The following is a 24016-nucleotide window of genomic DNA, read 5'->3' on the forward strand; positions in this document are numbered from 1 at the left end:
ATTGGCTCCTGATTGTTTTTGTTAGTTGAGTCCGCCTTCCTCTTTGGACAGCGGCTTGATGTTCTGGCCCAAGTACTCGGTCTCCGGACCATAAAGAAGATTTTTCACTTTCGTGGCGTCGAGGTGCTTGACGAGCTGATCGACCTGGCCAAACAGCGGTAACGGCAGCCCACCGTCCTGGGCAAGATCCAGAGCCAAATCCATGTCTTTCTCGTGCCAGGTGAAACGGGTGTCATCCCAGCGGACCAGCGTACCGTTGGTGCCGGGGCATTCGATAAGAGTCTCGCGCATTTGCTGAGCGTCGATACCGTAACGTTTGGCCAGCGACAGAACTTCGAAGTTGGCGACACAGGCCGCCCAATGCAGCATGTTGTTGCAGGCCTTGGCGACCTGGCCGGAACCCACAGGGCCCACGTGATGCACAGCTTTGCTGTAGGACTCAAGCACCGGCGTAATTTTTGCCACCTGCTTGTCGTCCCCGCCACAGAGACTGCCCAACTGGCCTTCTTTGGCACCCTGACGCCCGAAAACGACCGGCGCGTCCACAAAACCCAGCCCCTTGTCCTCGCACTCTGCAGCCAGCACCTGCATGGTTTTCGGGCTGTTGGTGGCAAGGATAACCACGGTGCTACCTGCCGGGCCGGATTCAAGTATCTCGCGGGTCACCGTTTCGGACTGCTCGTCGGTTGCAACGATCACCAGGTGAACTTCGGCCTTGGCCACGGCTTCCGCCAGGCTTTCAACCACTTTGATACCGTTTTTGGCAACATCCGACCGTCTTTCTTCACTGATGTCGTAAGCGATAACGTCGTGCCCTTTGTCCCGCACGTGAACGGCAATGTCCCGTCCCATATCCCCAACACCTATAATGCTTACTTTCATTACTCTGCTCCTCGGTCATTTTGAGGGTCCCGGAAACGCCAAAACCCACACCTTAAGCCCGCGAAATACAGGGCCGATTCAATAACTGCCGATGCCTGCCCACAATTGCTGAGCGCCCATCGTCATTGCACCTGCAAGCAACGGCAGTAAAAACACGGACAACAGCCGTAGTCTTAAAAATGACAGGCCCAACAATGGAATTTCGTAAATCACAACACGGTGAATGGCGAAAAGCGTCCAGGCCGTGATGAAAGCAACGAGCGCTGAATCCGCTGCCCCGGCCTTGGCAAAGGTCGCCGCTATGGAAAATGCGACCACTGGCCCGGAAGGGATGACCAGCCCTGTGACCGTGCCGATAAGAATCGCGGTCATGCCTGCCTCATCACCCAGGAAACGGCTGATGAAAGCGGTGGGAATCAGCTTGGCAACAAACCCTGCAGCCACCAGGGCGCAAAACATTCTGGGCACCAGCTTTACAAACTGCTCCACGGCCCGCACGAGACCCTGCTGAAACGTGCCATCCCGGCGTGACAGTGCGTAGCTGCCAAGCACAATTGGCGCTCCGTAAACGATTGCCGTGCCGATGGATATCACGGATCAGACACCCCTTTTCCGGAAGCCTTTGCGGATGACTTCAAAACGCTCTGCGCCGGTCGCTCTTCCAGCAGCGACAGTGGCAAAGGAAGCCAGCGCGCGATCAAGCCCGCCAAGATCGGTAAAGGCAAGCAGATCAGGAATCTCATCAGGCTGAAGTCTGCCCCCATGAACGGGAGGTCCCATATCAGAATTCGCTGCACCCCCAGGATTGCCCAACTGGTGATATAGGCGATCAGCGCACCCCGATCGGCGCCAGCACCACCCATCACCGCCAGCAGTGGGTAAGCGGAAGCCGGCCCGCCAGGGGTGATAATCCCGGCCGCAGTGGCGATGACCAGACCCCGCATGCCACTTTCCTTGCCAATCAGGCGCGAAAATCGTTCCCGTGGCAGCAAGACCCAGACCATTCCTGCCACCGTCAGAGCCGCAATGACGCGGGGCAGCATTCCCGCCAGTAGTTGAATGTCTTCCTGGAGCGCGGCCTGAAAAGCCTGGGGGCCCAATAGCTGGTGACACACCACGCCCATTACGATCGCGAACGCCAAAAACCACCAGAAACTCCTGCCAAAACCGTCTCGAACCAGGGCAATCAGCCACTGGCGATTGGTTCTAGAAATCACAGGAAGTCATGCTTAGCGCCATCTCAATGTTGGTGCGCATGATCATGCTGATGGTGGTGGTCATGGGCCGAAACTCCCCACTCGGCAGGTTCCCGATGCCCCTCCATCAAGGCATCAATTACTGGGCGAAGCACATCGGCACCTGGCGGGAGTTGGCCGGCCAGAAACCCCGCGAGCCGCGCAAACGCAATCGCCTGACCGGCAACCGCATCCATGCGCTCACCCATGGCCAGGTTGTTGGCATCATTCACCGCACGTGTCAGGCCTGCCTGAAAGAGCCCAGACATATAGGAGCTTCGAGCCTCTTGTGTCGACAGGTCCGAGGGCGTGGTCTCGTCAGCCTGGACAGGCGACACGCCATACTTGCTTGCCATTTGCAGCAGGCGACCGAATAACTGGTCATCGATATAGTCTTCTTCTTCAAATTCACCACACATGGCGTCACCTCTTGTCTTTTATTGTGGTCTCGTTAACCTAGATCGAATTTTGCGATGTAGTAGTTCCAGCATTTCTCGAACAGGCCTCGTTTGGCCAAGCCTTTTCGGGCGCCTTCGGTTTCCGCTTCTGAGAAGACATAGCCACCGCCCAGGGGCGCTGCCAGCACCTGTCGCTCAGCATTGAGCTCAAGGTAAATTGCCATCACCGTAGCTTCCAGCACATCGTCTGCGGCCACGACCGAACCGTGCGCACGAAGCAGCGCAGCTTTGCCCTCACCCAGGGTTTCCGCGACCTGAACTGCAATTTCCTCGTTATTTACCGACCGCGGTGACGGAAACACCGGGATGTCACCCAGAAGCGCACCCTGCGCCAACATCACCTCATAGGGCTGGCCGGCGCTGGTCAGCAAGGTTGACCATTTCGGATGTCCATGGACCACGGATTTGACGTCCGGGCGAGCTTTGTAGACTGCCAGGTGCAACGGAAGCTCGGCGGGGGGGCGAGGCTGCTTGGGATCAAGCTCACCATCGGGACCCACAGTCACGAAATCAGCAGGCGTTAGCGCACTGCGAACAGAGTCACCGCTGTTGATCAGGATACGACCGTCGGGCAGCCGAACACTGAAATGACCGTTAAAATCAATAATTCCAAGTCGTTCAAGCACTCCGATGCCCTGGATGAGCTGATGGGTGAACTCGGATACCGTTGCTGCTGAAGTCGTCAATGTAGGTACTCCTGAATGCATGCCGGCGTTGTCGAGCGCCAATGGGTCAAGCCCGAATGGCTTCGAGGGTCTCACCAAAAGACTCCGCGTCTGGACCAACGACCAGTGATATTACGAAGGGCCGCAAGGCCGACAGGGTTTTCTCAAGACCCTGCCGATCATTATGCTCATCAAGCACGAAACCCGCCGTCATCTTACGACGTCCGAAGGCGGCCTCGCCCACTACGGCCGCGGCTTGCGCCGGGTCCCCGCTACAGGCAAACATGACCACCACATCGGCATTGACCAGTTCGTCCGACAGTTTGCTTTGCTTCCCGTCGGGCGCCTGGAGAACCAGATCGTTTTCCTGTACACCGCCAGTTTGAATCACCGTCCGAAACCGGGCACCGCTCCACACCCGGCTTGCGACGTTGGCAAGCAGGTCCGCAGATGACGCTTCCAGCCCCAGCACCAGAGATGAACGCCCTTTGGAGTTCGGGTTGCTGATTCGAAAGCGGCTTTCGGCTGCGGTCGTTGCTTTGACAGATTGACTAACCATAAACTTTGCCACTCTTTTGGGGCCGGGCGCCTGAGCGCCCGCCGCCTTTAGACCGAAGTGTGCGGTTTACCCGGAGCCGCCTCGAGATCCTGTTTGCAGACATCTTCAAATGCTTGTTCAGGAGGCAGAACCACCGATACCGAACGAGTGCGGTGATGCGCGGGGTCCACGCCAGGAGGCGTCACCCCCTTGTCCCGCAGAGCCGTAACGGCTTTGCGCAGCATCTGACGCGCCATGATTACGCCATTGTCGGTGGACACCAGATTCTCCTTGGTGCGATCCACAATCGGACCCATGCTCTCTTGCAGCGACGAATCCTGAATCGCAATGCCCTCAACGCCGCTGTAGGTGCGCCCCTCTTTCTGAGCCTGGCGATCAATCAGGTAGTCGTTGGTCTTGTTCGCTTTCGGGATGTATGTGCCGGGCACGTATTCACAGTGCACGCCTTTTCCCGCTTCCAGAGCTTCCATCTCGACATCAGACAGAGCCCGCGTCGGGTGATAGTCGAAGCTCCAGGCCCAGCAGCTCTCATCATCAATCGGAATCCAGAAGTGACCATGGATGGGGTGATCCCCTCGCGGTGGCACCATCGTGAAACACGGCATTACCCATGGCGTAATGCGCCAGTAGTACTTGCCATCCTCGGCGTTCCGTCGCGCGCCCACATACAATCCGCCCTCGTGCTTGACCACTTCGAAGAACGGCATTTTGTCCGCGATGTTGTACTGGTTGCCGCGAGCCCCCTTGAACAGCGGGTCCGTGTTCAGACTGCCGCTGTGGAGGAACGACACGTGGCTGGAATCGATTCCGCCTTCCATCGCCTGCAGCCAGTTGCATTCCTGGAACCGCTTGGAGCTAAACGTCTGCTCTGAGGGCACGGTTGCAAACTCAAACTCTGGATAAGGTGGCTGGCTTTCCTTCGGCCCCATGTAGGTCCAAAGAATGTCTCCGATCTTGACCAGTGGATAGGCCTGTAGCTTGATCTTTTCACAGAAGCCGCTGTCTGCAGGCTCGGACGGCACTTCAATACACTGGCCGTTAGTGTCGTACTTCCAGCCGTGATAAGGGCAACGCAACCCGCCTTCCTCGTTACGACCAAACCAAAGCGAGACGCCGCGGTGGGCGCAGAATTCGTCCATCAGGCCGTACTTGCCATCGGAATCGCGAAAAGCGATCAGTCGCTCCGACAAAAGCTTGACCCTGACCGGCGGGCAGTCGTCTTCCGGCAACTCTTCCGCCAGCAATGCAGGAATCCAGTATTGACGGAACATTTTACCCATGGCCGCATCCGGGCCAGTTTGGGTGAGCAACTCATTGACTTCTTGGCGCAACATTTACCGGTTCTCCAAAGCTCAGTTTTCAGTTTCTGAAGGAATCGGGTGGGTGAGTTTCAGGGCGTTACGTCTACCTGATCGCCGACCTCCACCCCGACAAATTCAACATTTATTCCTTTATGCGGAACGCTGTTCTTGATTTTTTAAATTTACATGGCAAAAATAGGGGCGTCAACTAACAGGAGTGATCACATGACAGATAACCCAACACCAACTCGACTGTGCGGTACTGACGACGTTGAGCCCGGTAGCGCGTTGCTGGTAGAGATCGATGATTTGGAGTTGGCGGTCTACAACGTCGATGGGCAGTTTTATGTGACCGACGACCGCTGCACCCATGGTCCGGGCTCGCTGTCTGAAGGCTATCTCGACGGCTGCGTCATTGAATGCGACTTCCACAACGGCGCCTTTGATATCCGAACCGGGGAAGTCGTCGCGCCACCGTGCATGGTGCCGATCAAAACCTACGAAGTTGTTGTTGAGAATAACGATGTAATGGCGCTGCTTTGATCTGTTGAAACTCTCTAGGCGCACCTGGACGACCTGTCGCTTGGATGCAGGTATAATTGCCTTGATCGCAATAATACCAACGCAAAGACACGTAAAACGGACACAAGGTTGTCGAGGAGGATTTCGTTTATGAACAGCAATCAGAAAGTAAAAACTAGCGCCAAAAACACAAAGACCATAGTTGCAAAACCTGCGGAAGAAAAAGCAGAAGGTAAAAAAGACGGCACCAGGCTGTCTTCGGTGGCTGCGGCCATCCGACTGCTAAAGGTCTTTAATGAGGAAAACGCCGAGCTTGGAATCAGTACCCTTTCGCGCCAACTGAAAGCGTCGAAGAGTACGGTTCACCGCCTTGCTACCACACTTCTGGCAGAGGGGCTGCTGGAGCAAGACCCGGTCACTGAACGATACCGTCTTGGGTTGGGGCTGTTCTCGCTCGGTGCGCTGGTCAGACAGCGCCTGTCAGTAACCAGCGTTGCAAAAGATCTGCTGACCGATCTGCGGGATGAAGTTCGGGAAAACGTCGAATTGGCCGTTTTGAAAGGCCACTCGATCACCTACATCTACGATTTTGAGAGCCCGGAAGCGGTTCGACTGAGACCCAGGCTCGGGATGTCTGCCTTGGCTGTGGACAGTGCGCTGGGCATGGTAATGATCGCGTTCCAGAATGAAGACAAGATCAAGGAAATGCTCATCGGCACAGAGCCGCGTCTGTCAGCCGCCAGACGAAAAGAACTCTACAAAGAAATTGAGCGGATCCGGATCGACGGATTTGCCGCTGAAGAAGAGAACGCGAAGCTTGGCGCTATCTGCGTCGCCGCTCCGGTGCGCAACGCCGATGGCAGCGTCACTTCCGCGATCGGCGTGACCGTACCTGATCAGCGCGTTGATGCCAAAAGAATGGAGATGCTCTCGCGCCGCGTGGTGGAAACAGCCCAGGCTATTTCCCTTCGCCTCGGCTACATCTCGGATCAGCCGGATCTACACACATGACAAAAATAGTGGGAATCAGCCAACATGGTGCAAATCACAGTCGAAGGTAAAACAGAAGAGCAGTCGTTCGAATGCGAGCAGGATGACACCATACTCAGAGCAGCGCTGCGGGCAGGCAAGGGTTTTCCCTACGCCTGCAACGTTGGATCCTGCGGCAACTGTCGCTTTCAGCTGCTGGACGGCGAGGTAGAACACGCACGAGAAGACGCCCCCGCATGGGGCGAGCGGGATCTGAAGCGCAACCGTTATCTGGGCTGCCAGGCTCACCCGAAAGGGGACTGTCGCATAAAACTGAGGTTTGACGACGCCTACACGCCAGAGATTCTGCCAGCGCGCACTGAGATGACGCTGAAAGCGAAAAGCACCATTACCCACGACATCAGCGAGTTCTTTTTTGAACTCAAAACACCCACCCCCTTCCTTCCCGGCCAATACGCACTTCTTGGCCTTCCCGGTGTTGACGGCGGACGCGCTTACTCCATGAGCAACGTCACCAAAGAAGGCTCGGAGTGGCACTTCCAGATCAAGCGCGTACCAAACGGTGCTGCCACAACCTGTCTGTTTGATCGGGTAAATACCGGCGACACCATCAAACTGGACGGGCCCTACGGCACCGCCTTTTTACGGGAGGATGCCCCGCGAGACATCTTGTGTCTGGCCGGCGGCTCCGGATTGTCACCCATGGTTTCCATTACCCGGGCTGCGGCTGTCAGCGACAAGCTGAAAGGCCGCCAGATCGATTTCGTCTTCGGCGGCAGAGCGACCCGGGATGTCTGTGGCCGCGAGTTTCTGGAAGAGTTGCCGGGCTTCGGAGATCGTATCCGTTTCCACGCCGCTATTTCCAACCCTGGTCCAGAGGACGCCGACTGGGATGGCCACACCGGTTTCGTGCATGACGTAGCCCATGAAATTTTTGGCGACAGCATCCGCGATAAAGAGATCTACTTTGCCGGTCCACCGCCCATGGCGCAAGCCGTTCAAAAACTGCTGTTCGACCTGAAGGTTCCGCCTGAACAGATTCATTTCGACGAGTTTTACTAAACAAGCAAAGAAAACTATCTGGAGTTTCTCATGTCGTCACCTCGAGCCCGGCAGTGTTTGTTAGGCGTGGTTATCGCCCTCGGATTGGCAAGCGGCGCCCAGGCGCATTTTCAGGAATTAATTCCCGACACCGACATTGTCACCCAGGCTACGGGGCGCCAGTTGGGTCTTCAACTTCAGTTTACCCACCCAATGAGCGGCGGCCCGGTGATGGCCATGGACACACCCAGGCAGTTTGGCGTGCTTACTGTGTCCGGCAAACAAGACCTCATGTCACAGCTTACGGCCAACACCGGCAGCGCACCGCAAAGCTTTATGGCGAATTACACCATTAAAGGCCCCGGTGACTTGGTGTTCTACCTGGAGCCAGCACCATACTGGGAACCTGCCGAAGGGTTGATGATCGTCCACTACACCAAGACCGTGGTACCCGCGTTTGGCGGAAAAGAAAACTGGCAGGCCGAGGTGGGTTTCCCCGTTGAAATCACGCCACTCACGCGCCCTTATGGCCTTTGGGCCGGCAATTTATTTACCGGCATCGTCAAGCAGGAGGGAGAGCCAGTCCCCTTTGCGGAAGTGGAAGTGGAGTGGCGCAACGATGGTTCACTGGATGTTCCTAATGACGTTTACGCCACACAGGTCGTCCGGGCGGATGCCAACGGCGTTTTCAGCTACGCCATGCCGCGCGCTGGTTGGTGGGGCTTTTCCGCCTTACTTGAAGCCCCAGGTAGCATGACAAATCCAGAAGGCAAGCAGGTCCCCGTGGAATCCGGAGCGCTGATCTGGGTTCACGCACGCGAGATGGACTAGAGGATCTGATATGGCTCACATACCTGATGGCGTTCTCGCCACCCCAATTCTGATTGGTGGTGCCGTCGTGACCGTGGCAGCGGTGACGGTTGCGGTGCATCGTCTGAGGTCAGAGCAGATTCCTCAGGCTGCAGTGATGGCTGCTGCGTTTTTCGTCGCATCGCTGATCAGCGTTCCGGTCGGGGTTAGTAGTGTGCACCTGCTGCTGAACGGGTTAATGGGCTTGCTACTGGGTTGGGCAGCGGTGCCAGCCATCCTAATCGCGCTGATATTGCAGGCCGTTTTCTTCGGTTACGGCGGCCTGCTGGTGATGGGGGTTAACGCCATGAACATCGTCTTACCGGCACTGGTGTGTGCGCTCTTTCTTCGCGGCTTCCTGCGCCATTCGAACCCAAAAGGCGCGTTCGTGATCGGCGCTATTGGCGGGGCTTCGGCGGTTGCCATGACGGGCCTTTTGCTTTGCGCTGCCCTTGCCATGAGCGGCAATGCATTTGTTCCGGCGGCGAAAATCCTGCTGGCGACCTTTATTCCACTGGCGTTTGTCGAAGCCGTGGTTACCGGTGCAACCTTGTCCTTCATCAAGCGTGTTGCACCCGAGTTGCTGTTCATGCGCGAGGCTGCCTATGGTCAGGTCTAGGATACTGACGATACTTCTGGTGGCATTGGTCAGCCCGATTGCGCAGGCCCATTTGCTGAAAGTATTTGCGTTTGCCGAAGGCAATAGCATCACCGGCAACACCTACTTTGTTGGCGGCACGCCCGCATCGGGGGCCAGCGTTCGAGTCATGAATGCCGACGGGCATTTGCTGGACAACCTCACACCCGATGCTGAAGGTAAGTTCAGCTACCAGGCCACCTCAATGGAAGACCACATTATTGTCGCCGATACCGGAGACGGACACCTTGCCAAGTGGCTGGTGACCGCCGCTGAGTTGACCGGCAATGAAGCGCTACCGTCCAATCAGGATAGCTCGTCTACAGCGGTCTCAGCCAACGCCCAAGAACCCAGCCACTCCGGACTGTCTGCAATCGTTGAGGCCGCTGTAGCGCGCCAGGTCCGACCGCTGCGGGAACAGATGATCGCCTACGAAGAAAGCGTCCGGCTGCAAGACATTGTTGGGGGAATTGGTTACATCTTCGGGATCTTTGGGCTGGCGGCCTGGTGGCACCAAAAACGCGGGGCCGGCTCATGAACGGATTAACCCTGCAACTGGGCGACGACCAGCTAAGCTGGTTGACCCAACGCGACCCCAGAACCCGAATCATTACGGCGATGCTGTTTTCGCTGGTGACGGTCAGTCTGAATCACCCGGCATTGCTCACAGCGGCGCTGATGATTGCAATCGCGACCGCCCTTGCCGCCGGGCTTCGCCCGTCACTATTACTTAACCGCATTTTGGCGCTGGAAGCTTTCATGCTGGTGATGCTTGCTCTGCTGCCGTTTACCACGCCGGGAGCTGCCGTGTTTACACTGGGGCCGCTGACCGCCACTGAAGAAGGCCTGACACTGGCCCTAACGATTGCCCTCAAAGCCAACTCAGTGGTGCTCATGCTGCTTGCCCTGGTTGGCACTCTCGAGCCGGTTGTTCTTGGCCACGCTCTGGCCCGGCTTCACGTGCCACCAAAGCTGGTTCACCTGTTTCTTCTTACCGTCCGCTATATCAGCGTGCTTCACCAGGAGTACCAGAGCCTGCGCCGTGCCATGCGCGCCCGAGCTTTTATGCCGGGCAGCAATTTCCACACCTGGCGCAGCCTTGGCAATCTGCTTGGCATGCTACTGGTGCGGAGCCTGGAACGATCCCAACGCGTAATGGCGGCAATGAAATGTCGCGGATTCGATGGCCGTTTCTTTCTGATCAATGAGCTTTACTGGCAATGGAGGGATAGCCTGATGCTGTGCGTCGCTCTGCCCACTCTCGGCACACTTGTTACTCTGGAGCTTCTGCTGTGATTCAGCCTCTGTTGTCCCTCGATCATCTCTGTTTTAAGGTTGGAAACCGTACGCTTCTGAGCGACGTTGAGTTCGAACTGCACCCCGGCGAAAGGGTGGCTATTCTAGGCGCCAATGGCGCCGGCAAGACCACACTGCTGGAAATGATGGTCGGACTGAACCTCCCGTCCTCCGGGCGTGTCGTTGCTTTTGGGAAGCCCCGGCGCAGCGAAGCTGATTTCCGCGAAGTTCGTGCTCGCGCCGGACTGCTTTTCCAGGACTCGGACAACCAGTTGTTCTGCCCGACCGTGCTTGAAGACGTGGCATTTGGGCCGCTGAACCTCGGACGGTCCGGACCCGAGGCCCTGGCCATTGCACGCCGCACACTGGATGAACTGGGCATTGGCAGTTTTTCCGACCGGATCACCCACAAATTGTCCGGGGGCGAAAAGCGGTTGGTCGCTCTGGCCACCGTGCTGGCCATGGAACCGGACGTCCTGCTATTGGACGAGCCAACCACCGGGCTCGACGAAGCCACGCAGGAGCTGCTGACTGAGCACCTGCTTCGGCTTCGGCTTCCGCTGGCGATGGTGTTCATCTCCCACGATGCCGCCTTCGTTGAGCGCCTGGCAAACCGTGCCGTGATCCTGAAAAATGGCACACTTATTAAGTCCGTTCTTCATCGACATCCCCATGTTCATGCCCACAGCCATATTCACGTCCACCCGGAGGGCGAAGAGCCACGTCACCCGCACCCAGACGATCTGGCCGAGGCCTCCCACGATGCTTCGCCAATGCTTAAAGAACAGTCCGAGCCAAGCGTGACGTTCAAGCAAGCGGGAATTCTGGTCGAAGACCATGACCAATGACCCTGCCGGTCAATCCGTCGCATCTCGAATCGAGCCGATCCAGAACTCACGGGTTTCGCTCGCAACGCTGAGTTTGATCCTGTTCAAGATCGGGGCCACTTCGTTTGGGGGACTCTGGGCCGGCACTCAAAAGCTCGAGCGGGAACTCGTCATCAAAAGAGCCTGGTTGACGGTCGAGGATCAGAAAGCACTCATGGTGGCAGCGACTCTTATCCCTGCCCCGAAATTCCTGGCGTTCGGTGGCATGGTGGGTTTCCGTTTGCGCGGCTGGACGGGAAGCATCGTCGCACTTTTTTCGATCATGGCACCACCTGCACTGTGCGTTCTTGGCGGTGCCATTGTGCTGAACCCCGACGTTCTGGGCGGCCCAATGCCTACCCTCACGCGAACGGTTGGTATCGGTGTCATAGGGCTGCTTTTTGGCAATGCGATTCACCAGATTCGAAGTTCCCGGGTTACCCCACGACAGCGAACCATTGGCATAGGTATCGGCGCATCGGTGGCAGCCTCAGCTATTCTCGGCGCACCGTTGATTTTGTCCGCACTGGCAGGACTGGCGCTCGGCATCTGGCTGATCAGGCCCGGAGAGGAAAACGAGTCATGACCTCAGACACGGTTGGTTTTCTGGATATCCTTCTGCTGATCAGTTTCAGCAGTCTGTTCTCGCTGGGTGGCGGCAATGGTCCGCTTGCGATCATTCAGGATCGCTGGGTTAATTCGGGCTTGCTTGAGCCCTCTCTGTTTTCCTGGGCGTTGGCCCTGGGCTATCTCAGCCCCGGCCCAAAGGCCGGATTTCTATCGGGCATCGGCTATTACATGTACGGACTGCCAGGTGCCCTCGCGGCCATTATCGGAATTATCCTGCCGACTCTCGTTGGCGCCGGCGCAGTCACCTACTGGTTTGATCGATTACAGCCGGTGATCAAGAGAATCAGCCTTCCTGCCGGATTTGTCATCGCGGGCATGATCTCGGCAGCGGCCTGGAATCTAGCCAAGCCGATAGCACTGACGCCAATCGAGATAGGAGCGATCCTTGCAATTGCGATATGGGTCGGGTGGCGCAGCCCGGAACCGGCGTTCATCGTTCTGGGCGCCGCAGGCGTGGGTTTGGCGGGCTGGATGCTGGCCTGACAGCCGCCGTGATCAACCCAGAAATGACATACCATTTTTGTTATGGAAATCGTAAGAAAGGTCATTTGTCTTTAGCCACGGGGCATGAATAAATGAACCAATACATGAACCGTGAACGCACAATAAAATATCGCACTTTTAGGAGTCGCTAATGTCGAGTAAACAGTGGAACGAGCCTTCAGGGGGCAAAAAAGCCGGTTTCGGAAAGTTCACGAAACTCGCCACAGCCTACGACAAGTTTATGGAAGAAGAGGGCATTCCGGTATTTCGCGACCTGGGAATCAAGAATGTCCGCAATCTGCCTCTCGCTCCCTGGAAGCGAACCGGCGGCAAGGGCAGCTACATCCAGCTCTACGGCACGGAAGGTAAATGGGGCTGCTATGTGGTCGAGGTTCCACCAGCCGGCGCACTGCACCCCGAAAAGCACATGTTTGAAAAAATCTACCTGGTGGTCGAGGGTCGGGGTTCCACCGAAGTCTGGCTTGAAGGCGAGAACAAGAAGCATGTGTTCGAATGGCAGAAAGGCTCGATATTCTCCATCCCGATGAACGCCTGGCATCGGATTGTGAACGCCACCAACGACAGCGCTCTCCTGCAGGCTGGCACAACGGCCCCTGTCGTCATTAACGCGCTGCAGAACATCGACGCCGTGTTTAACAACCCCTACGTGTTCCACGACAGGTTCAGCAGCGCCGATGATTTCTACAAAGAGCACGACGAAATTGAACCGGACCCGGTCCGCGGTCTGGCCATGCGCCGCACCAATTTCCTGCCCGATGCAATCAACTGCGAGCTGCCTCTGGATAACCGGCGTTCCCCGGGCTACCGCCGCGTCGAGCCGTTCATGACTCAGAACACCTTCTATTACTGGATTGGTCAGCATGAAAACGGTCGCTACTCGAAGGCGCACGCTCATACGTCCGCGGCAATCCTGATCTGCCTGAAAGGCAAGGGATACACCTATACCTGGCCGGAGCACCTGGGGCCAACGCCCTGGAAAGACGGTTATGGTGATCAGGTTCGCAGACTGGACTACGAGCCCGGCGGCATGGTGACAGCGGCACCTGGCGGAGCGCGTTGGTATCACCAGCACTTCAGTGTGTCCAAAGAACCCTTCCGCCTGACGGCCTGGTTCGGACCGCACAACCCGGGCCGTGATCCGGGGCCTCCAGGGGAAAAGCATACTGACTACACCGCCATCGATCTGCACGAAGGCGGCACAGCCATTCCTTACTGGATGGAAGATCCTTACCTGCGCAAGGAATACAAGGAAACGCTGGAGCGCGAAGGCGTCGAGAATCAGATGCCGGACGAGCTATACCAGCCGCCCTCCGATCAATAAGCCATCGAGAAAAGCACTGCGTTTGACGCAGTGCTTTTTCAGTTATATGACACGTGAATAGCAGGGGTTAAGGCATGTCGGAAGCAGTCGCGCAGAGGATCTTTTCAAGCGTTGGGCGAAGCCTGGAACAGGAGGACGAAATTCGTCTTACCAGTGTGGGTGTCGACATCGGCTCGTCGACCTCGCACCTTGTGTTTTCCCGGATTGTTATGGAGCAGGTCGGGAACCGCTACATTGTGACCGAGAGATCGGTGTTTCATGAGTCCGAGGTGCTACTGACACCCTACACCGACGACATGGCCATTGACGCCGACCGGCTCGGGCAGTTTATCGACCGGCAGTATGAACTGGCGGGCCTTACGCCCGCTGACATCGATACTGGCGCTCTCATCCTCACCGGCGTCGCCGTGCGCCGCAGCAATGCCCGCGCCATCGGCGAACTGTTCGCCAGTCAGGCAGGGAAATTCGTGTCTGTCAGTGCCGGCGACGGCCTGGAGACAACCCTGGTGGCCTTCGGCTCCGGTGCCGCGGCATTGTCCAAACGCGAACATCTGTGTGCGATGAACGTGGACATTGGCGGCGGAACCTCAAAGATCGCCGTCTGCAAAGACGGTGAAATTACCGACCTCACCGCCATCGACGTAGGCGCCCGCATCATCTGGTTCGATGATGACCGCCGTGTGACTTTTACGAAGTAGCGGCCAGCGCTTTGCCGAGGAAGCCGGCGTGACTCTGTTCGCGGAGAACAGCTTTCCGATGAACAGATATCGCACATTGTTGAGCGGATGACCGATCGGCTTTTCCAGGCCATGGGTGGAAAAGCCATGGACGAGGCCACCGCGGAACTGTTGCGACTGGATGCCCTCAAAAACCCGACAATACCAGACACCCTGTCGTTCTCTGGCGGGGTGTCGGAATACATCTACGCAAAAGCAGAAACCGGCTACGGCGACCTGGGGCCAATGCTTGCCGAGGCCGTTGCGCGCAAAGTGGCAAACTGGGGCCCCAAGCTGGTGTCACCCGCGGAGGGTTTAAGAGCAACGGTCGTAGGTGCCTCCCAATACACAATTCAGGTCAGCGGCAGCACGATATTTGTAGAGCCCCATGAAACGCTGCCCGTGCGCAACGTACCGGTGATCACCCCAGACCTGCCACTGGCCAGCGACGACCTGGATGTCGACGCGCTCGCCGAGTCCATCGGCGTCGCCCTTCGTCGGCTGGATTTGCACGACGGGGAGAAGCCCGTTGCTCTGTGCTTCCGGTGGCAGGGCTCGGCGACCTTTGGCCGACTCGACGCTTTCTGTCGCGGTGTCATCAAGGGTCTGGCAACGATACTGGACAAGAATCTGCCACTTATTCTGGTCAGCGACGGTGATATTGGCGGCCTGATCGGGCTCCACTGTTCCGAGACCGTCCAGTTGGACAAAGCCATCGTCTCGATTGACGGAATCAAACTGAAAGAATTTGATTTTATCGATATCGGCGCCCTGATGGAGTCTTCAGGCGCGGTGCCAGTGGTGATCAAGTCCCTGGTGTTCCCGCCCTCTGCAGCACTGGGAAAGCCAGTCGAGTCAAAGCCATAGGATGCAGGATCAGCCAGAGGGCCTGAACGAAACCTATCAGCGCCTGGTCAACCGGCACTTCAAACGCAACGCCACTGTCCAGATCCTGAACGGGATGTTTGGGCAGACCGGTGTTCGGCTGGTGCAGGCCCCCACGTTTATTCCGGCCTATCTGTTCGCCATTTCCGGCTCGGACTTTGTGGTGGGTCTTGCACGGTCTCTCGAAGCCAGCGGGCGCATATTTTCGCCATTTTTTGGCGCCGCCCTGATCGGACATCGAGAACGCATTCTCAGCACCACGCTGATTCTGGGCGTGCTGATGCGGCTGCAGATCCTGGGCATGGCCATGGCAGGATTCCTGCTCAGCAACGTTCATGCACTGTACGCGGTGACCGCTTTTCTGGCCCTGATGGGCTTTTTTCAGGGCATGTCACAGGTCACGCTCAACTCCCTGAGAGCCAAGGTTATTCCGGTCAAGCGCCGCGGCGTCATTGCCGGCGCGAGAAGTTTCCTCGCGGGCCTGACATCAGCCCTGGTCTCGTATTTCGCAGGCGCCTACCTGATTGAGAACAACGTATTGGGAAACGGCTACGCATCGGTTTTCCTGATGGCATTCGCCATTGGCGTAGCCGGTATGGCGATCGTAGCCTTCACCTGCGAGCCGGCGTCGGTGAAAGTGCGCGAACGGGCTTCCACGCGCGAGGTCGTACGTTCCATCCCCAGCCTTCTTCGCAACGACCCTGCCTTCGCCAAATTCTTCGTGGCGCGGGCGCTCGCCGCCTTTGGTCGCATGGCAATGCCTTTCTACATCCTGTTCGCCGCTACCCGCATGAATATCAGTGGCAGTGAACTTGGCCTGCTGACGCTGGTCTGGATGATCATACCCAGCATCACCAATATGGCCTGGGGCATTCTTGCGGACTACAAAGGACACCGAATAGTGATGGTTTCGACCCTGTCACTGTGGATTCTGTCTCACCTTCTACTGCTTTTTGTTACCGATTTACTCGGAATGGTCCTGTTTTTTGCCCTGGTGGGACTCAGTCGCGGCGGTTTCGTGCAGTCCGGCCAGAATCTGATTCTCGAGTTTGGCCGCATCGAAAACGTGCCCCGACGGCTCGCTGCGTCAAGTGCGGCGGTCAGCTTTATTGCCGCCATTGGTCCCGTATTGGGCGGTGCCATCCTGGCATTTTTCAGCTATCAGTCACTGTTTATCACCTGCATTCTACTGCAGGCAATGGCGCTATCTATCTTGATCCTTGCCGTTCCGGAGCCGCGCAAACAACGTTCCTGAACGGGAACCCAGGTAACACCCAAGCCACACCTACCCTGCCCTATTGTTCTCTCAAGCTGTCAATCCATCCTTGGCTTACCAACGTAAGTACCTGTTCATTCCGTTTTTTGAATTATTTGGCACGTTTCGGTTACTACTACCCGATGAATCCAGCGCCAACTTCCTATTTGCGGAACGCTGTGCTACTATAGGTAACACTTAAACGTAACAAATTTCTTTTCACTGAAAGATTCAACGGGAGATTAATTCATGGGAAACGAAAAAATCGTTACCATCAGCTACAAGTCAGCAGACGAAGCCGCTGCTATGGCCGCAAAGATCAATGCAGCGGATCGAGACGGCGAAGTCCGCGTCGTCAGCAACGGTAACGCTCTGGAAGTTGCGACCGCGAACCCTTTGGCAGCCGATCTGCTTGCGCTCTTTTCCTGGGTCAGCCGCAGCATTGCGCAGCTGTTCAGGTCTTCAGACGATACCAGCAATGGCAGCAGCAAGGGTGCCGTTAGCGCTTAACGCACCAGTCAGCATACTACTCTAATTATTCGGCGAGCCTTCGAGATGTTGCACTAACCCCCGCTTCTTGATGCTCGCCGAGCTGTTTCTGCCCTACTGTCCAAACCTCACATCAAGCCTGCTGAAACGATCCGATCAATCCTCCCAAGATCTTATTTTGACCGCATCCGAACGTGGCAAAGTCACTGAATAGAATCAAAATTCGTATATATTTCTCACAAAAAGTCATTTGCAATACACCAGCCGCTGTCGACAGTATGATCATTCCGCCCTGGCGGAACGCTTACTCAAATAACAAGCAGCGGAGTGATTTCAGTGACAGAACCCAAGCGGCGCGAACAGCAGATGTGGTCAAAACTCTTCTCCTACGATCTATGGATGGAGGAGCAGGGAATCCCTATCCACAGAGGTTACTACATAGAAGACTTGAGATGCATTGAGCTCGGGCACTGGAAGCAACAGAACTGCCAGGCAGCCTTTGTTCAACTGACCGGTCAGGAAGGGGTCAGCTCTACCCGTGTTATCGAGATTCCACCCGGTGGAAGCCTCGATTCGATTCGCCTTGCCTTTGACGAAATCTGCTATCCGCTCGATGGAAGAGGCCTCACCTCCCTTTGGCCCGAAGACGGACAAGCCAAGCAGACGTTTGAATGGCAGGCCCACAGCATGTTCCTGTTGCCGCGGCACCACAATTATCAGTTGAGCAATGCCCACGGCGACCGACCGGTGCGCGTGCTCATCTACAACTACCTGCCCATGGCGATGTCCGCCGTACCAGACGCCGAATTTTTCTTTAATAACCCGATGGCCATTGATCCGCCAGACCTGGGCCAGGACTTTTACTCAGAAGCCAAAATGGTGAAGCCTAAAGAACGCCCCGATGGAACGGTCGATAGCAAACGGGCGTACTGGTACGGCAACTTTTTCCCAGACATGCGGGCGTGGGACAAACTGGAAGCGAATATCCGGCGCGGCGCCGGCGGCAAAAGCGTTTTTATGCAATTTCCCCACACCGAGTTGTCGGCCCACATGTCCCAGTTCGGCGCAGGCATGTATAAGAAAGCCCACCGCCATGGGCCAGGCCGGGCCATTGTTATTCCCAAGGGCGAGGGTTACTCGATCCTGTGGGAAGAGGGCAAGGAAAAGGTGGTGGTCCCCTGGCATGAATGCAGTATGTTTGTTCCGCCGGATCGCTGGTTTCACCAGCATTTCAACACCGGCAGTGAGCCCGCTCGCTACCTGGCGATGCATCCACCCGTTCAGTTCCATGGCCATGCCGACAAAATGAAGGATCGGGCGAAAGATCAGATCGAATACGTCGATGAAGATCCGTGGATCCGGGAGAAATTTGAAGCGGAACTGGCCAAGAACAACACCGCCACCGTCATGCCGGCGGAAGCCTACACCGACCCGGACTTTGACTGGGCCGAGTTCGCCAAGACCAACGGCTGATAGAAGCGGTTGATCGATACCGCAGGAGTGTCCAATGCACGATGCCGACTTTGATCACGAACATCCCTCCGAATTCGAGTTTGGCGACGAGATCGAAGGACTGGAAATGTTCACGCTCACCAGCGTAGGCATAGATATTGGCTCGTCCACGACACACCTGGTGTTTTCCCGGCTTACACTAAGACGCGAGAGTGGCAATTACTCCGGGCGATTCAAGGTGACTGAACGAGAACTCCTGTATCGCTCGAGTATTCTGTTGACCCCCTATGTCTCTGCCACCCGGATTGACATCGAACAGGTCAAAACCTTCATACGAGAGGCCTATCAGGAAGCAGGGCTGGAGCGTGACGACATTGATACCGGTGTTGTGGTCATCACCGGTGAGGCATTGAAGAAGGAGAACGCGCAACCCATTGCCAATTTCTTCGCCAGTGACTCCGGTAAGTTCATCTGTGCCTCTGCAGGGCCACATCACGAAGCGCTGCTAGCAGCCTATGGCTGCGGTGCGGTCGATCTTTCGAACCACCACCAGGCCACAGTGCTTAACGTCGATATGGGAGGCGGCACAACCAAACTGTCCCTGATCGACCGGGGGACGGTCACCGGTACCGCGTCCCTCAGCATTGGCGCCCGGCTGATCGCGTTTGACCAGCAACATCGTCTTACCCGCATCGAAGAGGCTGGCCGGCGTCTACTGGCAGAATGCGGCCATGAGCTGGAACTCGGCCAGGCGATCACCGAAGAGCAACAAGGTGAACTGGGACGATTAATGGCGCAAACCCTGATCAACGTTCTGAAAGGCGAGGAGATCTCCGAGTTGGCGGCCAGTCTGATGGTCACAGAACCAGTTCGTGGCTTTCCCGGGCTGGACCGGATCGATCACATTGTGTTTTCCGGCGGCGTTTCGGAGCATATTCACGGTAAAGCTCAGGCGTCTTTTGGCGACCTGGGCACCATTCTTGGCGCCGAGCTGTCGGCATTTCTGGATACCCTGCCCGACGGCAAACTAAAGCTACCGGTTCAGGGTATTCGGGCGACCGTCATCGGAGCCGGCGAATACACCATTCAGGCCAGCGGCAATACCAGCTACATCAGCGAGCACCACCAACTGCCCGCCTACGCACTCAAAGTGGTTCCCATCGCCCTGAGGGAGGGCTGCCCGTTTGCTGAGGCACTGAAAAACGCTTTGATCAAGTTCGATCTCCACGGGCTCACCGCTGGCCTGGCGCTTGCCTTTTCGATTGACGGCACCCTCAATTACGGAGTCTTGCGGGAATTGGCGAATGCCATTGCCAGGGTCGCGAAAATGGCCCCGCACGTGCCCCTGTACCTTCTTCTGGAGCAGGACGTCGCCAAATCTCTGGGGGGTGTGCTCGAAGAAGAACTGAAGATACCAAACACGCTGGTTGCCATCGATGGAATATCGGTGGGCGACCTGGATTATATCGACATAGGTGCGCCCATGGGCTTCACGGAAATTATTCCTGTGACGGTAAAGTCTCTATTGTTTCCCGCCTCACAGGAGCAGTCTTAGCAAAGATGTCCGGCGTCAGCTCGGAAACATCGGTGCACCCCAGGTAAGCCATCGTTTTACGAAGCTCGGACCGCAGGATTTTAAGCGCGTGTTCGGCGCCTCGCTGGCCGCCTGCGGCAACGCCATAAAGCGTGGCCCGGCCTACCAGTACACTGTCCGCGCCCAGGGCCAGCGCTTTGGCAATGTCGCTTCCACGCCGTATTCCACTGTCGAAAAGGACCGTCGCACGCCCCGCAACCGCAGCAACAATATCGGGCAACGCATCGATCGACGCCACACTGCTGTCCAGATTACGCCCACCGTGATTGGATACCACGATGCCATCGGCGCCATGCTCAATGGCGAGTAGCGCGTCCTCTGGCCTGAGGATTCCCTTCACGATGAACTTACCGGGCCAGAATTCACGCAACCGCCCAATGTCGGCCCAAGTCATGCCGCTTTGTCGCACGGGTTTGGCCTGCCCGGAACCAAAGGCGATTCGGTGTTGATACCTGGCCGGGTAATTCTCGTGGCGCGGCATACCGGACGTTGCCAGATACCGACCCAACACGGACACCATCCACCGGGGGTGGCGCAGCATATCGATGATGGATCGTGCGGAGACCTTGAAGGGAATACTGAACCCGTTGCGTTGGTTGTATTCGCGGTTATTGCCCAATGCGGCGTCCACGGTGACAACCAGCGCCTCAAACCCGGCGTCTTTGGCTCGTTGCACCAATTGATACGACAACGCCTCGTCCTGCCACATATACAGCTGGAACCAGAGGCGGCCGCGAGCCTGCTCCGCAATTTTTTCCATCGACGTTATCGAACCGGTCGCCAGGGTAAACGGCACACCGGCATTGGCCGCAGCTTTGGCCAGGGCAAGCTCACCTTCGTAGGAACACAGACCGGCAATGCCCGTTGGCGCGATGGCCAGGGGCATGGCTGACGCGTCTCCCAGCAGGTCAACGTCAGTATTCAGGTCCCTGAGATCTTCCAGGACCCTGGTTTTCAGTTTGAGCCGATCAAAGGCTGCCCGGTTATGAGCCAGGGCGACTTCATCCTCCGACCCCCGGTCAATGTACTCAAAGATCCCTTTGGGAAGTCGCCTTTTGGCAGCACGCCGTAAATCCGCAATGTTGTAACAATGGTCTATCCCTACCATGACTGCTTATCACCCAATGCCGACCGTCGGCGACCGTTATTCGAAATAGTTATCGGTAAACACCGTCGTTTCCGCTTTATTCCCTTTACTGACAGCGGGCAGTGGTTCACCGTCCCGGTTGACCCGGCCCCAGGGTGGCTTGCTGGCATCAAACACACAGCCGACTCGCAATAGTACGAGAGGCTCGCTCTCATCTGCGTGAAAATAATAAGAACAGCCCCGCGGCAACATGATGCCTTCATTTCGGGCAAAGGTGACGCTCTCACCGTCCGGCCCGAAGAACACCGCCTTGCCCTGCAGCACGATAAACACATGATCTTCGTTGGGGTGCGCGTGAAGCGTGTTTTCGCCCCCCTGGGCATAGGTCTTCAGGTTCACCCACATGCGGTCGGTCGCGGCTACCAATGCAGAACCCCTGCCCTGACTGGGCAATCTTGCACGCAGCTTGAACATCTGTGGGTGCCGCAGATCATGCTCCTTGAGGTGCTCATCAAGAGCACGCTCAAGGACACTTCCGGAGGTGGGATTGGCCTCTTCCTGCCCCCTGGTTTCGGACGTTTTTATAGGACCTGTCACCGTTTCACCCTCCGTAAATGTTCTGTTAGTTGACTGCATCTTCGACAAATTGGATGACTTCAGGCGGTGCTTTATAGACTTCACGGTAGAAATCCAGCATCTCCTGGTCATCAGCGTATTCAACGGCGAGGCTCTGTTTTGCCGCGTCTGCCAAAAATTCCGGGTCGTTGGCCGTATCTTTCATGGCTTTGCGTAATGCCGCCAGACGATCCGCCGGTACACCGGGAGGTGCAACGTAAGGACGCCCCATCACCAGTCGAGCGCCCAAAAGGTTCGCGGCCTGACGCTGGGTTTCAGTTTCCGCCATCTCACTGACCAGAGGTACATCGGGAAGGTCCGGGTGCTTTTTACGGGCGATCTGATACAGGATCTTGACCTTGCTGTCAGGCTCTAGCCACTCGGGTGTACTGGATTTAAGTGAGCTCATGAACCGGCTTCCCAGACCATCGACTTCGCCTCGCTCCATCGCCAGAACGATGTCGTTGGCACCGGGATAGCCGGCAATAACGTCAATCTGCAGGTCAAAAATCTTCGCCATGATACGGGGAACGATGTTGGTATTTGAGCCAGCACCGGTCGCACCCATGGTCACGCGTTTGGTTTTCAGGTCCTGCCAGCTATCGACCCCGGCTCGCTCGTGGATGACACCGACGGTTGTCGCAACCAGCACGTTGCCAAGCCAGTTCATGGTCTCAATATCAAACTGCGCTTTGTCATTGCCAAACAGGGGCTCGAAGGGCATGCCCGAGTTGATCGAACCGAGTACTGAACCGTCCCTCGGTAAGGTATTGGCCAGTTGATTCATCAGTACCAGAGATCCCGCCCCGGGCACGTTTTTTACAATCACATCCGGGTTGCCGGGAATATGCTTGCCCAGGTGTCGGGCGACCGTTCGCGCATAGGTGTCATAGCCACCGCCGGCTGAATAGCCGACCATCAATTGAACCGTCTTTCCACTGTAAAACTGTTCGGGAGTCTCATCTTGAGCAACGGCCGAGGACGAGCCCAGCACCATTGCAGCCGACAAAACCAGGCTGGGTAATAAGGTCAGTTTCATAATCACTCTCCAAAGAGTCTTGTTGTTTTTGGGCTTCGCAGAGCCTCGGTCTTACACCCCGTCAAACCGCGTCAAGCGGCGTCGGGTCTTCCTCCCCCTCAATCGGTACGCCACGCAGCATGCGGGCAATTTCCGAATGAACGGGTCGCATTCTGGTGGAAAGCCATAACCGTAGAAGGTGTCGTTTACGCTCGGGTTCGTCGTAGTCTTCAAAATCCGTCCGTGAGTGCAGCATGGTGTGGTTGCACACGTATGAAATGTCGCCCTGCTCAAAGTCAATATCGATCGCAATTTTTGGCGCCGTTTCCTTGTACATCCGGATCGCCTCTTCCTGCAGCTCGGTATACTTCGGAACTCCCGGAATTTTCTGCGCCTTTGCCATGTGGGCGCTGATGCCGCGACCGGCAAAGTATCCGTCCGTCACGCTGAAAATCGGCAATCGCTCCCACGGTTCGGTTTCACCTGGAGGAATGTCCCCTTTGCGGGCCAGATAGAAGCGGGCGGTCAATTCCTCCACAAGGTCCGGACGCGCTTTCAGCATCTCGTTGTAAAGGGTCACTGAGCTGCAGATCCGATGCTCTCCGCCGGATTTGGCCGGGCTGAGACAGCACAGAGACAAGATATCGGCGCTGTCGCAGTGAAAGTCCATGGCCGCCTGGGTCATGTAGCCACGCACTTTGGCGTAGTCTCCTCCAAGATTCTTAACGTGGCCCAGCAAATGCCCGTGCTTGTTCTGGGACCTCGCCTGACCGATGTGCGCACCAATACCCCAAAACGCCACGGCGTTCTGGAACCGGCTTCGTCCGGCCACTGGCAAACCCCGCACCAGAGCAAAACCGCGGCCTTCCATCACCTCGTTGCGCACCTCTGCCAAACGCGGGCCCAGAGTGGGCAACGGAAACTCAGCCGCACCAATGTCCTTGAGTGTCAAACCGGCGGACTCGACAGACTGGACGGCAGCCAGAATTTCGGCGATCTCGCTGTCCGACAGACGGTATATCCACTCATCTGCATTCAACTCCGCCGGATACCAGCCGGCAGGATCCACAATGGGCTCCATGAGCCTGGCCAGTTCTCTGTGTCGGTTTCCCGGCTTCCAAAGGTTCTTCACATCGGGCATGACGAATG

At 56.8% G+C, this 24016-nt stretch carries 26 protein-coding genes and 1 pseudogene; 16 read left to right on the forward strand and 11 right to left on the reverse strand.

Annotation, left to right across the window (positions count from 1 at the left end; translation table 11 throughout):
* Positions 1–21: 21 nt before the first annotated feature.
* The 7 genes from MDG893_RS09810 to MDG893_RS09840 form a co-directional block, all read right to left on the reverse strand.
* Positions 22–882: an NAD(P)-dependent oxidoreductase gene (locus tag MDG893_RS09810; RefSeq protein WP_007153616.1), complete on the reverse strand. Its 861-nt coding sequence runs from the start codon at positions 880–882 to the stop codon at positions 22–24.
* A 78-nt stretch (positions 883–960) separates the two neighbouring features.
* Complete coding sequence (locus MDG893_RS09815; RefSeq protein WP_244264412.1) at positions 961–1434, reverse strand: hypothetical protein; 474 nt, start codon at positions 1432–1434, stop codon at positions 961–963.
* A 38-nt stretch (positions 1435–1472) separates the two neighbouring features.
* Positions 1473–2099 carry a hypothetical protein gene (locus MDG893_RS09820; RefSeq protein ID WP_007153618.1) on the reverse strand — a complete coding sequence of 209 codons (627 nt, stop codon included), beginning with the start codon at positions 2097–2099 and terminating at the stop codon, positions 1473–1475.
* Between the two features lie 23 nt (positions 2100–2122).
* Positions 2123–2536: a hypothetical protein gene (locus tag MDG893_RS09825; protein ID WP_007153619.1), complete on the reverse strand. Its 414-nt coding sequence runs from the start codon at positions 2534–2536 to the stop codon at positions 2123–2125.
* Positions 2537–2568: 32 nt separating this feature from the next.
* Positions 2569–3261 carry a class II aldolase/adducin family protein gene (locus tag MDG893_RS09830; protein WP_007153620.1) on the reverse strand — a complete coding sequence of 231 codons (693 nt, stop codon included), beginning with the start codon at positions 3259–3261 and terminating at the stop codon, positions 2569–2571.
* Between the two features lie 46 nt (positions 3262–3307).
* Entirely contained in the window at positions 3308–3799 is a 492-nt protein-coding gene (locus MDG893_RS09835) for a hypothetical protein (protein ID WP_007153621.1), read from the reverse strand.
* A gap of 47 nt (positions 3800–3846) precedes the next feature.
* Positions 3847–5133, reverse strand: a complete 1287-nt coding sequence (locus tag MDG893_RS09840; protein WP_007153622.1) for an aromatic ring-hydroxylating dioxygenase subunit alpha — start codon at positions 5131–5133, stop codon at positions 3847–3849.
* Positions 5134–5325: 192 nt separating this feature from the next.
* Between MDG893_RS09840 and MDG893_RS09845 the strand changes: the two genes are divergently transcribed.
* From MDG893_RS09845 to MDG893_RS09920, 16 genes and pseudogenes are all read left to right on the forward strand, one after another.
* Positions 5326–5643, forward strand: a complete 318-nt coding sequence (locus MDG893_RS09845; protein WP_007153623.1) for a non-heme iron oxygenase ferredoxin subunit — start codon at positions 5326–5328, stop codon at positions 5641–5643.
* A 129-nt stretch (positions 5644–5772) separates the two neighbouring features.
* Positions 5773–6633 carry an IclR family transcriptional regulator gene (locus MDG893_RS09850; RefSeq protein ID WP_007153624.1) on the forward strand — a complete coding sequence of 287 codons (861 nt, stop codon included), beginning with the start codon at positions 5773–5775 and terminating at the stop codon, positions 6631–6633.
* Positions 6634–6657: 24 nt separating this feature from the next.
* Positions 6658–7674, forward strand: coding sequence for a 2Fe-2S iron-sulfur cluster-binding protein (locus MDG893_RS09855; protein WP_007153625.1), 1017 nt, complete (start codon positions 6658–6660; stop codon positions 7672–7674).
* Between the two features lie 30 nt (positions 7675–7704).
* On the forward strand, positions 7705–8484 hold the full coding sequence (locus tag MDG893_RS09860) for a DUF4198 domain-containing protein (RefSeq protein ID WP_040474483.1): 780 nt from the start codon (positions 7705–7707) through the stop codon (positions 8482–8484).
* Between the two features lie 10 nt (positions 8485–8494).
* Positions 8495–9121, forward strand: coding sequence for a cobalt transporter CbiM (gene cbiM / locus MDG893_RS09865; RefSeq protein ID WP_007153627.1), 627 nt, complete (start codon positions 8495–8497; stop codon positions 9119–9121).
* On the forward strand, positions 9108–9677 hold the full coding sequence (locus tag MDG893_RS09870) for a hypothetical protein (RefSeq protein ID WP_007153628.1): 570 nt from the start codon (positions 9108–9110) through the stop codon (positions 9675–9677). The genes cbiM and MDG893_RS09870 overlap by 14 nt, the downstream gene beginning before the upstream one ends.
* Complete coding sequence (cbiQ, locus tag MDG893_RS09875; RefSeq protein ID WP_007153629.1) at positions 9674–10435, forward strand: cobalt ECF transporter T component CbiQ; 762 nt, start codon at positions 9674–9676, stop codon at positions 10433–10435. The genes MDG893_RS09870 and cbiQ overlap by 4 nt, the downstream gene beginning before the upstream one ends.
* A complete protein-coding gene (locus MDG893_RS09880; RefSeq protein WP_007153630.1) occupies positions 10432–11283 on the forward strand; it encodes an energy-coupling factor ABC transporter ATP-binding protein in 852 nt (283 codons plus the stop codon). The genes cbiQ and MDG893_RS09880 overlap by 4 nt, the downstream gene beginning before the upstream one ends.
* The gene (locus tag MDG893_RS09885) at positions 11273–11887 is read left to right on the forward strand and encodes a chromate transporter (RefSeq protein WP_007153631.1); all 615 of its coding nucleotides are present in this window, start codon (positions 11273–11275) and stop codon (positions 11885–11887) included. The genes MDG893_RS09880 and MDG893_RS09885 overlap by 11 nt, the downstream gene beginning before the upstream one ends.
* The gene (locus tag MDG893_RS09890; protein ID WP_007153632.1) at positions 11884–12414 is read left to right on the forward strand and encodes a chromate transporter; all 531 of its coding nucleotides are present in this window, start codon (positions 11884–11886) and stop codon (positions 12412–12414) included. Before MDG893_RS09885 ends, MDG893_RS09890 begins: the two co-directional genes overlap by 4 nt.
* A gap of 151 nt (positions 12415–12565) precedes the next feature.
* Positions 12566–13756 carry a cupin domain-containing protein gene (locus tag MDG893_RS09895; protein ID WP_007153633.1) on the forward strand — a complete coding sequence of 397 codons (1191 nt, stop codon included), beginning with the start codon at positions 12566–12568 and terminating at the stop codon, positions 13754–13756.
* Between the two features lie 74 nt (positions 13757–13830).
* Positions 13831–15339 (forward strand): annotated as a pseudogene (locus MDG893_RS21195) (ethanolamine ammonia-lyase reactivating factor EutA).
* 1 nt (position 15340) lies between these two features.
* Positions 15341–16612, forward strand: a complete 1272-nt coding sequence (locus MDG893_RS09905; RefSeq protein ID WP_007153636.1) for an MFS transporter — start codon at positions 15341–15343, stop codon at positions 16610–16612.
* A gap of 249 nt (positions 16613–16861) precedes the next feature.
* The gene (locus tag MDG893_RS09910; protein ID WP_007153637.1) at positions 16862–17122 is read left to right on the forward strand and encodes a hypothetical protein; all 261 of its coding nucleotides are present in this window, start codon (positions 16862–16864) and stop codon (positions 17120–17122) included.
* A gap of 315 nt (positions 17123–17437) precedes the next feature.
* Positions 17438–18574 carry a cupin domain-containing protein gene (locus MDG893_RS09915; RefSeq protein WP_007153638.1) on the forward strand — a complete coding sequence of 379 codons (1137 nt, stop codon included), beginning with the start codon at positions 17438–17440 and terminating at the stop codon, positions 18572–18574.
* A gap of 34 nt (positions 18575–18608) precedes the next feature.
* Positions 18609–20108 (forward strand): ethanolamine ammonia-lyase reactivating factor EutA, encoded by a 1500-nt coding sequence (locus MDG893_RS09920; RefSeq protein ID WP_007153639.1) that lies wholly within the window; start codon positions 18609–18611, stop codon positions 20106–20108.
* Here the strand turns inward: MDG893_RS09920 and MDG893_RS09925 are convergent.
* The 4 genes from MDG893_RS09925 to MDG893_RS09940 form a co-directional block, all read right to left on the reverse strand.
* Positions 20053–21255: an alpha-hydroxy acid oxidase gene (locus MDG893_RS09925; protein ID WP_050776491.1), complete on the reverse strand. Its 1203-nt coding sequence runs from the start codon at positions 21253–21255 to the stop codon at positions 20053–20055. The genes MDG893_RS09920 and MDG893_RS09925 overlap by 56 nt on opposite strands.
* 36 nt (positions 21256–21291) lie before the next feature.
* A complete protein-coding gene (locus tag MDG893_RS09930; protein ID WP_007153642.1) occupies positions 21292–21831 on the reverse strand; it encodes a cupin domain-containing protein in 540 nt (179 codons plus the stop codon).
* Positions 21832–21856: 25 nt separating this feature from the next.
* Complete coding sequence (locus MDG893_RS09935) at positions 21857–22888, reverse strand: Bug family tripartite tricarboxylate transporter substrate binding protein (RefSeq protein ID WP_007153643.1); 1032 nt, start codon at positions 22886–22888, stop codon at positions 21857–21859.
* Between the two features lie 61 nt (positions 22889–22949).
* Positions 22950–24008 (reverse strand): TauD/TfdA family dioxygenase, encoded by a 1059-nt coding sequence (locus MDG893_RS09940; protein WP_007153644.1) that lies wholly within the window; start codon positions 24006–24008, stop codon positions 22950–22952.
* Positions 24009–24016 lie beyond the last annotated feature (8 nt).

Source organism: Marinobacter algicola DG893 (genome assembly GCF_000170835.1).
Taxonomy (GTDB): domain Bacteria; phylum Pseudomonadota; class Gammaproteobacteria; order Pseudomonadales; family Oleiphilaceae; genus Marinobacter; species Marinobacter algicola.